This is a genomic window from Corynebacterium sp. HMSC056E09, from assembly GCF_001813425.1.
Classification (GTDB): Bacteria; Actinomycetota; Actinomycetes; order Mycobacteriales; family Mycobacteriaceae; genus Corynebacterium; species Corynebacterium hesseae.
Genome location: NZ_KV812530.1, coordinates 1 through 11,224 on the forward strand (window position 1 = coordinate 1; position 11,224 = coordinate 11,224).

Sequence of the window (11,224 nt, forward strand, 5' to 3'; positions counted from 1 at the left end):
ATTGAGGATCCGGATTTGCCGGGTGGCAAGACTGTGGTCGAGGTTGAGGTCAACGGCCACAAGAAGGGTGTGGACGACAACAAGAAGCCGTCTAAGCCGGGTAATGGTTCCTCTGACCTGTCTTCGAAGCCGAGCGAGCGTTGCATCAACACCGGCTTGGGTGTTGGTATCCCGCTGCTGTTCCTGATTCCGGTTGGTCTGGCTTCCCAGATGAATATTCCGGGTCTGGCGGACTTTGTTGCTCCGATTAACAAGCAGATTCAGGATCTGAATACTCAGCTGCAGAAGCAGGCTGGTGTGTTCAATGGTCCGCTGGCTGACAAGATGGCTGGTATTGATGCGCAGTTGAAGCGTTTCGGTGCTGATTATCACCAGGTTGCTGGCGCTGTGGCTCTGATTGCTGCTGGTGCTCTGGCTATTGGCCTTATCGCTGATGCTTGTGCGCCGGGTGCAGGTTCCTCTAACGGTTCCTCTTCCTCCGAGTAATCCGCACAGCGTGGGGACGTGTTCCCTCTAAAAACACCGCCACGGGAGGTGCGTTAACCTCCCACCCAACTTGAGAGTTGATGAATCGGGACATTGCTGCCGGGCTTTATGGCTCGGTGGCGTGGCCCGGCTCATGGCTCGACTTTGTTTGTTTAATAGTTCCGAAATACCATTTGTTATTTCTCATTAGTCTTGGGTCTCTACCGAAGCTTTTCCTTTCCTTAAGCTGTACGAGTGGAGGCTCATGGCCACTGGCTTGTTGAAGTCGGTGTGCACTTACCCCGTCGCGTAGGTCAGAGGACGCGACGGGGTACTTTCGTTTTTATTCTGAGTGTGCCTCTCGGTGGTGTTTCTCTTTTGTTTGAAGCAGAAGTAGATGTGCTCTTGTGAGGTGCGTCTTGCTAAGCTGACAGTGCTTTTTGAGCGTGCTTAGCTGGTGCTCTTTTGGTGCTGGCGGCTTCTAATTACACATCGTCACGGGTGCTTCCTTGTTTGCCTTGATTGTGCTTAGCCCAATTTCATTTCTTTTGTCTTATTGGGTTTGCATGGATTGGCTGAGGAGGCTGAGATGCCGCGTCATAGCGGCGAACCGTCGAACCTGATCCGGATAATGCCGGCGAAAGGGAGGAATCATGAACTCTGTATCTCATGGTGGATTTGTTAATAGTGGCGCACCTGCGAATGGTGTTGCTCCGCGCAGTTTGAACTGGCGCGTCGTTGACATCGTGGTGGCTTCCGTGCTGGGTGTGGCGTGCGGAGTTGTGTTCCTGGCTTGGAACACGGTGGGCTATGCCTGGTTCCAGGCTATGGATGCGCTCACGCCGGGCTTGGGCGGTATTGCCACTGGTATTTGGCTTCTGGGCGGTGTCGTTGGCGGCCTGATTATCCGCAAGCCGGGTGCAGCACTCTACGTAGAGCTGTTGGCGGCGATTGTGTCAGCGGTACTGGGCTCCCAGTGGGGGATTAGTACGTTGTACTCCGGTTTTGCGCAGGGCATTGGCGTAGAGATTGTCTTGGCTATCTTCCTCTACCGCCGCTTCGGTCTGGGCATTGCGATGCTCGGCGGCATGGCTGCGGGCTGGGGTGCGTTTGTGCTGGAGCTGTTTACCTCCGGAAACCTGGGTAAGACTCTGCAGTTCAACATCATCTACCTGGTGACGCTGAGCATCTCCGGTGCTGTATTGGCGGGAGCCGTGGGCTATTTCGTGGTTAAGGCTCTTGCGAAGACTGGTGCGCTGGATCGCTTTGCGGTTGGACGCGAGCAACACAGGGCTTAGACGAGTCTTGGTTTAGCTGATGGCTGATGTGAGTAGTGCTGGGGCCACGAAGCTTGTGGCCCGTGGCTATGGCTGGACGCATGCGGGGAGGCGTGCGCCGGCGCTGGCGGATATTGACTTGCTTGTATCGCCGGGGGAGAAGGTGCTGCTGTGTGGCGATTCTGGTTCCGGGAAGTCCACGCTGCTGGCGGCGATTGCGGGTGTGCTTGGTGGGGATGATGAAGGCACACGCGTAGGCGAGATTCTTCTGGAGGATGCCTCGGGTCACGTCGAGCCACCCGGGCGCACGATTCCGGTGGGGTTGGTCCTGCAGGACCCGGACTCGCAGGTGATTGCCGCGCGTGTGGGGGATGATGTGGCCTTTGGCTGTGAGAACTTGGCCTACCCGCGCACGGAGATATGGCAGCGGGTGTCGGCGGCGCTATCGATGGTGGGGCCATCGGTGGACTTGTCATTTCCCACCGAGCAGCTTTCCGGTGGGCAGAAGCAGCGTCTGGCCTTGGCCGGTGTTATCGCGATGGGCGCGGGCATGGTGTTGCTGGATGAGCCGACGGCGAACCTCGACCCGGAAGGAGCACGCGAGGTCATCGAAGCGGTGTCCACCATGGTGGAGCGCACTGGTGCCACGCTCATCGTGGTCGAGCACCAGCACTCGGCATGGAAGGGAGTGCTCGACCGCGCGATTGAGCTGAAGGATGGGCGCATCGTCGCTGACGGTCCAGTTGAGACTGTCGTGGCTTCGCGCTCTATTAGCGGTTTGCCGCGGGCGCGGGGGATTGATGGGCCGGCGTCAGGCAGAGTTGGGGTCGTGCCGGAAGCGGCAGAGTCGGAACCGGCGGCGCTGTGGAGTACGGACTTGGTCACCCGCTTCGGGCCGCCGCGTAGCTACGCGCTGCCGCGGGGGAAATCCACGGTGATTACCGGGCCCAATGGCGCGGGCAAGACCACGTGGCTGATGACGGTGGCGGGGTTGCTTCCCGCAAAGTCAGGGGAGATTGGTGTGGCGGAGTACGTGAGGCGAGGGCTGAAGGGCTCGCCGCTGACGTGGAAGTCACGGGACCTGGCGGACCGTATTGGGTTCGTCTTCCAGAACCCCGAGCACCAGTTCGTCGCCCGCACGGTGGCGGAGGAACTGCGCGTGGCGCCGCGGGTTATGCGCCGCGAGGTGCCAGAGAAGCGCATTGCGGAGCTTGTGGAGGCTTTGCGTCTGGGGCATGTGCTCAACGCTAATCCGTTTACGCTGTCCGGAGGGGAGAAGCGCAGGTTGTCCGTGGCCACGGCGTTGGTCACCGCACCCGAGGTGCTGCTCCTTGATGAGCCCACCTTCGGCCAAGATCCCCACACCTTTACCGAGTTGGTGTGGTTGCTGCGGCGCATGGCGGATGAGGGGACGACAATTGCGTCGGTGACTCATGATCCGTTGTTCATTTCCGCGTTGGGGGACCACCGAGTGGAGGTGAGCCGTGGCTAGTACAGATCTTTTGCGCGGGATGAATCCGCTAACGCGCATCTTCCTGATGTTCGTGTGGGTTACGCCCTTGTTGCTCTCCGTGGATTGGGTCTCCGCAGTCGTGTCGTTGGGCATGACGCTGCTGTTCGCGCCGCTGTGTGGGGTGTCGTGGCCGCGGTTGTTTAAGGCAGGGTGGTTCCTGTTTCTTATTGCGCCGCTGTCGGGAATCTCGATGCTGCTCTATGGCGAGCCCGGCGGGCGGGAGTACTTCAGCTGGTGGCTGATGACGGTCACGGATAACTCGCTGGAGCTGGCCCTCGCCATCACCCTGCGCGTTCTGGCGGTGGCGCTGCCCATGGTGGTGTTGGCGCGGGATATTGACCCGACGGAGCTTGGCGACGCCCTCTCCCAGATCCTCAAGCTGCCCTCCCGGTTTGTCATCGGGGCGGTGGCCGGGGTGCGCATGATGACGCTGTTCAAATCCGACTGGCAGTACCTCGCCATGGCGCGGCGCGCGCGTGGGCTGAGCGACCAAGGCCGCATCAAGCACCTCATCACCATGTCCTTCGGGTTGTTGGTGTTAGCCCTGCGCCGCGGAGGCAAGTTGGCCACGGCGATGGAGGCACGCGGGTTTGGCCGCACCCCGCCGGGCGGTGGCCAGCGCACGTGGGCGCGGCCCTCCCGCCTAGTCGCGCGGGACTGGCTAGCCATGGTGGTGGGAGCCGGCCTCGCGGCGCTACCGGTGGTAGTTTCGGTTCTCAGTGGGTCCTGGAGATTCTTCGGACTCTAGGACGAACTCTCGCAACGCTGCACGCTAGACGTACCCAGAAGTGGTGAAAGAACACATGCAGGACACGGACCGCACGGACCATGGGGAAGGCGGTAAGGACACTGCCCAAACTCACGCCGCGGAGATGGACAGACTCTTAAACGATGTGCTGTCGCTCGCCGCAGCGCGCAAGCGCCCGATGCGCCCGGTGACCGTGCTTATCGACGGCCCCTCCGGCGCCGGCAAGACCTGGACCGCTGCGGCCCTGGCGGAGCGTACCGGGTGGCGGGTAGTCCACCTGGACGAGTTCTACCCCGGCTGGCACGGGTTGGAAGAAGGCTCCGCCATGGTGGCGGAGCAAGTGCTGCGGGAGAATAACCCGGGGTATTGGCGCTGGGATTGGGAGGCCAACGCGCCGAAGGATTGGGCCAGCGTGGATGAGCGCGATGATCTGATCGTCGAGGGCGTGGGTTCAGTCACGGAGGCCACCGTGGACGTCGCCAAGCAGCGCGGCTCCGTGGTAACCGTGCGCATCGACGGCCCACGCGAGAAGCGCCGCGAGCGCGCTCTTGAGCGTGACCCCGGATATGAAGAGTGGTTCGAAACGTGGGAGCGGCAGGAAAAAGAGCACTTTGATCAGCGCGCAGCAGACGCGGACCTGACCTGGGAGTGGTGCTAGTTCGCGCCGGTTGCTGAGGCAACTGGGGGAGCCACAGGCCAGATTTGGGCAGATCAGCGCGCTGGTGGTAGTCTATCCAAGGTTTCATCTTTATGGATGAAAAGTCTGATCGATATCTCAGCCAGTATCTGGTTGAGGAGCGTTCTGGACATGCGGCAGGGCCCCGGAGAAGAGCCCCTATTTTTGCATGTTTGGGCGAGTAAAGCGGTCAGTTCAAGCCGAAGTCATAGAGAAAGACTAGATTTATGCCAACTATTCAGCAGCTGGTCCGCAAGGGCCGCCACGACAAGAAGGCCAAGGTTGCTACGGCCGCCCTGAAGGGCTCCCCGCAGCGCCGTGGCGTGTGCACCCGCGTGTACACCACCACCCCGAAGAAGCCGAACTCGGCTCTGCGTAAGGTTGCCCGTGTGCGCCTGACCTCCGGTATCGAGGTTTCTGCCTACATTCCGGGCGAGGGCCACAACCTGCAGGAGCACTCCATGGTGCTCGTCCGCGGTGGTCGTGTGAAGGACCTCCCGGGTGTTCGCTACAAGATTATCCGCGGCGCACTGGATACCCAGGGCGTGAAGGACCGTAAGCAGGCTCGTTCCCGCTACGGCGCAAAGAAGGGACAGTAATCAACAATGCGTAAGAATGCTGCACCGAAGCGTCCTGTAGTTAAGGACCCGGTTTACAACTCCGAGCAGGTCACCATGCTCGTCAACAAGATCCTCCAGGACGGCAAGAAGTCCACCGCTGAGCGCATCGTCTACGGTGCTCTCGAGGCTTGCCGCGAGAAGACCGGCACCGATCCGGTCGGCACCCTGGAGAAGGCCCTGGGCAACATCCGCCCGGACCTCGAGGTTCGCTCCCGCCGTGTTGGTGGCGCTACCTACCAGGTCCCGGTTGAGGTTAAGCCCGCCCGTTCCAACACCCTGGCTCTGCGTTGGTTGGTGACCTTCACCCGCCAGCGTCGTGAGAACACCATGATCGAGCGCCTCGCAAACGAGATTCTCGATGCATCCAACGGCCTGGGCGCTTCCGTTAAGCGTCGTGAGGATACTCACAAGATGGCTGAGGCCAACCGCGCCTTCGCCCACTACCGCTGGTAATACCTGCGGTATAACCCGCCACACGGCATTATGGCTCGAACAGCGATATCATCGTTTACCTGCGCTGACAGTGCGTGCACGCGCTCCCTTCGGCGGAGCAGCGCACGCTAGTCGGTGCGGAATCTAAACCTTAATAGCGTTGTTCGGGCCATTTTTTATGGCGTAGGGCTTAAAGCCCTGCGACCTCACGCTGACGCGAAAGCCTGGACGTGGCAAAATAGACCAAGACCTATCCATGAAGACGTCATTTTATGTGAGTCGGTCACAAGCTGGCTCGGGCGTCGACGACAATTAAGTTGGGGTATTTACTGTGGCACAACAAGTGCTTAAGGACCTGAACAAGGTCCGCAACATCGGCATCATGGCTCACATCGATGCTGGTAAGACCACTACGACTGAGCGTATTCTCTTCTACACCGGCATCAACCGTAAGGTCGGCGAGACCCACGACGGTGCTTCCACCACCGACTGGATGGAGCAGGAGAAGGAGCGCGGCATCACCATTACGTCCGCCGCCGTTACCTGTTTCTGGAAGAACAACCAGATCAACATCATCGACACCCCGGGCCACGTTGACTTCACCGTTGAGGTGGAGCGCTCCCTGCGTGTTCTCGATGGTGCTGTTGCCGTCTTCGACGGTAAGGAAGGCGTCGAGCCGCAGTCCGAGCAGGTGTGGCGTCAGGCCGCTAAGTACGACGTTCCGCGTATCTGCTTCGTCAACAAGATGGACAAGATGGGTGCGGACTTCTACTTCACCGTCCAGACCATCATCGACCGCCTCGGCGCTAAGCCGTTGGTTCTGCAGCTGCCGATCGGCGCTGAGGATGACTTCGACGGCGTCGTCGACCTCATCGACATGCAGGCCGTGACCTGGCGCGGCAAGGTCGAGACCGGCGCTGAGCCCACCATCGAGGAGATCCCGGCCGACCTGCAGGAGAAGGCCGAGGAGTACCGCGAGAAGCTGCTCGAGGCCGTTGCTGAGTCCGACGAGGCCCTCATGGAGAAGTACTTTGGTGGCGAGGAGCTGACCAAGGAAGAAATCCAGACCGCCATCCGCAAGATGACCGTCGCCTCTGAGATTTACCCGGTCCTGTGTGGTACCGCTTACCGCAACAAGGGCATCCAGCCGCTTCTCGACGCCGTCGTGGCATACCTCCCGAACCCGCTCGACGTCGGTGAGATCACCGGCCACGCTGTGGGCAACGAGGATGAGGTCATCACCCGTAAGCCGTCCGTGGAGTCCCCGTTCTCCGCACTGGCCTTCAAGATTGCTGCTCACCCGTTCTTCGGTCAGCTGACCTTCACCCGCGTGTACTCCGGCCAGGTTCTGCCGGGCACCGAGGTTATGAACTCCACCAAGGGTAAGAAGGAGCGCATCGGCAAGCTGTTCCAGATGCACGCCAACAAGGAGAACCCGGTGGAGCAGGCGGATGCCGGCAACATTTACGCCGTCATTGGTCTGAAGGAAACCACCACCGGTGACACCCTGTGTGACAAGGACAACCAGATCATCCTGGAGTCCATGGACTTCCCGGACCCGGTTATCAAGGTCTCCATCGAGCCGAAGACCAAGGCCGACCAGGAGAAGCTGGGTACCGCTATTCAGAAGCTGGCTGCCGAGGATCCGACGTTCACCGTCGAGCTCGACGAAGAGACCGGCCAGACCGTTATCGGCGGTATGGGCGAGCTCCACCTCGACGTCCTGGTGGACCGCATGAAGCGCGAGTTCAAGGTTGAGGCAAACATCGGTAACCCGCAGGTTGCCTACCGCGAGACCATCCGCAAGAAGGTCGAGTCCCTGGACTACACCCACAAGAAGCAGACTGGTGGTTCCGGTCAGTTCGCGAAGGTCATCGTCACCATCGAGCCTTACAACCCGGATCCGGAAGAGCTGGAAGAGGGCGAGTCCGCAACCTACAAGTTCGAGAACGCCGTCACCGGTGGCCGCGTTCCGAAGGAGTACATCCCGTCTGTCGACGCTGGTATCCAGGACGCTATGCAGTACGGCTTCGTCGCTGGCTTCCCGCTGGTGAACATCAAGGCCACCCTTGAGGACGGCGCTTACCACGACGTCGACTCCTCTGAGATGGCCTTCAAGCTGGCCGGTTCTCAGGTCCTCAAGGAGGCCGTCGCCAAGGCAAAGCCGGTTCTGCTCGAGCCGATCATGGCCGTTGAGGTCGTCACCCCGGAGGAGTACATGGGCACCGTCAACGGTGACATCTCCTCCCGCCGCGGCCAGGTCTTCGCTATGGAGGACCGCTCCGGCGCCAAGGTGGTTAAGGCTAAGGTGCCGCTGTCCGAGATGTTCGGCTACATCGGCGACCTGCGTTCTTCCACCGCAGGCCGTGCAAACTTCACCATGGTCTTCGATTCCTACGCTGAGGTTCCGTCCTCCGTGGCACAGGCCATCATCGAGGAGCGCACCGGCGCCAAGGCCTAAGGTTTAAGGGGGGTCCGATGGACTCCCTGCCTTGTGGGGCTGGTAGTCTTCGCCAGTAGGCACCAGCCCCAGCGCTGGGGAGGTAGCGGTCCGCTGAGTGCGTAAACACTTTGCGCGTTGAGCCGGCCGTTACCCTCCCAGGATCCTTTAAATTGATTCTTGTCGAGGGTCAACGTCCGCACCTGATGGGCGGGGTTACCTCCTATTTGGGCAGTTTGAAAAAACTGCGGCATAAATCTAGGATCGTGTAACTGGCACGTAAGAAAGCGTCATTAGCGCTTATGAGCTTCGGCTCGAAGTGCCAATGGCAATACAAACCACGTGGCTGCGAAATACGTAGCCGCCATAGAGTCCAGGAGGACAAACAGTGGCAAAGGAGAAGTTCGAGCGTACGAAGCCGCATGTGAACATCGGCACCATCGGACACGTCGACCACGGCAAGACCACCACCACCGCAGCGATCACCAAGGTTCTGGCTGACGCTTACCCGGAGGAGAACACCGCTTTCGCCTTCGACATGATCGACAAGGCTCCTGAGGAGAAGGAGCGCGGTATTACCATCAACATCTCCCACGTTGAGTACTCCACCCCGAAGCGCCACTACGCACACGTGGACGCCCCGGGCCACGCCGACTACATCAAGAACATGATTACCGGCGCTGCTCAGATGGACGGTGCCATCCTGGTTGTTGCTGCAACCGATGGCCCGATGCCGCAGACCCGTGAGCACGTGCTCCTCGCTCGCCAGGTTGGCGTTCCGTACATCCTCGTTGCACTGAACAAGTGCGACATGGTTGACGATGAGGAAATCATCGAGCTCGTCGAGATGGAGATCCGCGAGCTGCTCGCCGAGCAGGACTACGACGAGGAAGCTCCGATCGTTCACATCTCCGCTCTCAAGGCTCTCGAGGGTGACGAGAAGTGGGCACAGTCCATCGTTGACCTGATGCAGGCTTGCGATGACTCCATCCCGGATCCGGAGCGCGAGCTGGACAAGCCGTTCCTGATGCCGATCGAGGACATCTTCACCATTACCGGCCGCGGTACCGTTGTTACCGGCCGTGTTGAGCGTGGTTCCCTGAACGTCAACGAGGACGTTGAGATCATCGGTATCCGCGACAAGGCTACCTCCACCACCGTTACCGGTATCGAGATGTTCCGCAAGATGATGGACTACACCGAGGCTGGCGACAACTGTGGTCTGCTTCTGCGTGGTACCAAGCGTGAGGACGTCGAGCGTGGCCAGGTTGTCATCAAGCCGGGCGCTTACACCCCGCACACCAAGTTCGAGGGTTCCGTCTACGTCCTGAAGAAGGAAGAGGGCGGCCGCCACACCCCGTTCATGGACAACTACCGTCCGCAGTTCTACTTCCGCACCACCGACGTTACCGGCGTCATCAAGCTGCCTGAGGGCACCGAGATGGTTATGCCGGGCGACAACGTTGAGATGTCCGTAGAGCTCATCCAGCCGGTCGCTATGGACGAGGGCCTGCGCTTCGCTATCCGCGAGGGCTCCCGCACCGTCGGCGCTGGCCGCGTTACCAAGATCCTCGACTAATTCTCGCTAGGGCCTAAGGCCCTTCCTGATTAGCAGGTCTGAAAGCCGCTCAATCCCTGTTGGGGTTGGGCGGCTTTGGTGATCGCTGGCCTACTAGGCTTAAGAGTCATGTTTGACCCAACCCGCATTGACCGCACCCTCGCCGCCTTGCGCGCTGCGTGGGAAGGCCAGCCGGATCTTCCCTTGGGAACCCTGTTTGGCATGCTGGCGGCTGAAGGGTACGGCTGGGGCGTGCCTGACGACGACCTCATGGCCCGCTTGGAGTCCATGGCCGCCGTCCACCCACCGCTTGTGCCTCTCGACGCCAACCTCGTCACCGAAGGCCTCTGGCTCGTCATCACGCCATCTCACCGGGTGACGTTGGCTCCTCAGGTGCCCACCGCATCCACCTCGACGCAGCCGTCCACCGCACCAGCCCCGACTCAACACCGGGCGAACATCGAGCTCACTTCTCCGTCCGATTGCGTGGCGGTTGTACGCCCCGTGTCTAAGGATGGCCAGCTCGGGCAACCGGTGGCGTGGCGGGTTTCTGCGCTGTGCCCTGTCGGTCCAGGCCGGCCGCTCGTCATAGCCGATGCCGAGGGCTTTGATCACCGGTTCGGTGTTGTCGAGTCCGTCACCCGCCTGCGCGAGGACCATCGAGCCCTGTCAGGCCTCAAGCGCCGAAGCGTGGGGGACCGCGTGTGGTTCATCCGTACCGACTTGGAAACAATCCTCCTCGACCACGGCCTGCACATCATCGAGCGCAAGAATCGAGAGCTCATCCGCACCGACTTCGCCTGGCACCGCATCGAGGAGGGCGAAGTCGGAAAACCTTTCCGTGTCCACCTCTCACGCGGCACCATGCACAAGTTCGGCACCATAAAGGAACTCATCCTCGCGGAGTCTGAGCCGTGGAGCCCCTCCACGTAGTCCTGTCTTTACGTGGACCGCGACTAGGGATCGCCGATGTGCCTGTCAATCTTCATCCGGTTGGCGGGTTCGCCTTTTAAGGGCTTAACACTCGGAGGAAAGCGCGTGAATCGTGGTTAGGGATCGCCGGTATCCCCGTCAGCGTAGCTTCGACTGACGGGGTCGAACCGTTATCAGGCGCGATGAGGTGGTTGGCGGTGTCCTTTCTGTGTTCGGCGGCTGGGGTGTTAGGTGCTGTCGGGTGGTTCCTCTGGTGGTTGTCCTGCTTGTTCGGCGGCGAGTCTGGCTACTGCTTCTTGGTATTCCGGCATTGCTGTTATTGGTGTACCCCAGGGTGGGATGAAGGCCACCCCGGTGTTAAGCCGGTACATGTAGCCACGCCCGGTAGGCCTTTGTGGGTCATCATCATTAATCCCGTTGTGGTAGGCGCACAAGAACGTCAGGTTCTTAATGTTGGTAAAGCCACCCGCCTGCCAGGGCACCAAATGATGGACCTGGCAGTAATCAGCCGGCTTATTACAGCCTGGTCTAGAACAGGTGTGGAATTCAGCATGCAGGGTAA

Annotated in this window: 10 protein-coding genes, 1 pseudogene and 1 riboswitch; of the genes and pseudogenes, 10 read left to right on the forward strand and 1 reads right to left on the reverse strand. The window is 60.4% G+C overall.

The features are described 5' to 3' along the window. From HMPREF2912_RS13060 to HMPREF2912_RS12435, 10 genes and pseudogenes are all read left to right on the forward strand, one after another. Nucleotides 1–486, forward strand: a pseudogene (locus tag HMPREF2912_RS13060) (hypothetical protein); the annotation flags it as partial. 466 nt (nucleotides 487–952) lie between these two features. Beyond that, a riboswitch (TPP riboswitch) is annotated at nucleotides 953–1,130 on the forward strand. Next, nucleotides 1,119–1,763, forward strand: coding sequence for an ECF transporter S component (locus HMPREF2912_RS12395; protein WP_070530494.1), 645 nt, complete (start codon nucleotides 1,119–1,121; stop codon nucleotides 1,761–1,763). It overlaps the preceding riboswitch by 12 nt. A gap of 19 nt (nucleotides 1,764–1,782) precedes the next feature. Beyond that, nucleotides 1,783–3,234 carry an ABC transporter ATP-binding protein gene (locus HMPREF2912_RS12400; protein WP_070530484.1) on the forward strand — a complete coding sequence of 484 codons (1,452 nt, stop codon included), beginning with the start codon at nucleotides 1,783–1,785 and terminating at the stop codon, nucleotides 3,232–3,234. Nucleotides 3,235–3,253: 19 nt separating this feature from the next. Then, a complete protein-coding gene (locus tag HMPREF2912_RS12405) occupies nucleotides 3,254–4,003 on the forward strand; it encodes an energy-coupling factor transporter transmembrane component T family protein (RefSeq protein ID WP_070530497.1) in 750 nt (249 codons plus the stop codon). A gap of 55 nt (nucleotides 4,004–4,058) precedes the next feature. Continuing rightward, nucleotides 4,059–4,661: an isopentenyl transferase family protein gene (locus HMPREF2912_RS12410; protein WP_070530487.1), complete on the forward strand. Its 603-nt coding sequence runs from the start codon at nucleotides 4,059–4,061 to the stop codon at nucleotides 4,659–4,661. Between the two features lie 245 nt (nucleotides 4,662–4,906). Next, nucleotides 4,907–5,278, forward strand: coding sequence for a 30S ribosomal protein S12 (gene rpsL, locus HMPREF2912_RS12415; RefSeq protein ID WP_005286791.1), 372 nt, complete (start codon nucleotides 4,907–4,909; stop codon nucleotides 5,276–5,278). A 6-nt stretch (nucleotides 5,279–5,284) separates the two neighbouring features. After that, nucleotides 5,285–5,752 carry a 30S ribosomal protein S7 gene (rpsG, locus tag HMPREF2912_RS12420; protein WP_070521784.1) on the forward strand — a complete coding sequence of 156 codons (468 nt, stop codon included), beginning with the start codon at nucleotides 5,285–5,287 and terminating at the stop codon, nucleotides 5,750–5,752. A gap of 310 nt (nucleotides 5,753–6,062) precedes the next feature. Next, a complete protein-coding gene (gene fusA, locus HMPREF2912_RS12425; RefSeq protein WP_070530489.1) occupies nucleotides 6,063–8,192 on the forward strand; it encodes an elongation factor G in 2,130 nt (709 codons plus the stop codon). A gap of 367 nt (nucleotides 8,193–8,559) precedes the next feature. Further along, nucleotides 8,560–9,750, forward strand: coding sequence for an elongation factor Tu (gene tuf / locus HMPREF2912_RS12430; protein WP_070521778.1), 1,191 nt, complete (start codon nucleotides 8,560–8,562; stop codon nucleotides 9,748–9,750). A 108-nt stretch (nucleotides 9,751–9,858) separates the two neighbouring features. After that, complete coding sequence (locus HMPREF2912_RS12435; RefSeq protein WP_070684362.1) at nucleotides 9,859–10,662, forward strand: hypothetical protein; 804 nt, start codon at nucleotides 9,859–9,861, stop codon at nucleotides 10,660–10,662. 227 nt (nucleotides 10,663–10,889) lie between these two features. Here the strand turns inward: HMPREF2912_RS12435 and HMPREF2912_RS12800 are convergent. After that, nucleotides 10,890–11,224: HNH endonuclease signature motif containing protein (locus HMPREF2912_RS12800; protein ID WP_148139427.1), on the reverse strand; the 335-nt coding region annotated here is incomplete at its 5' end.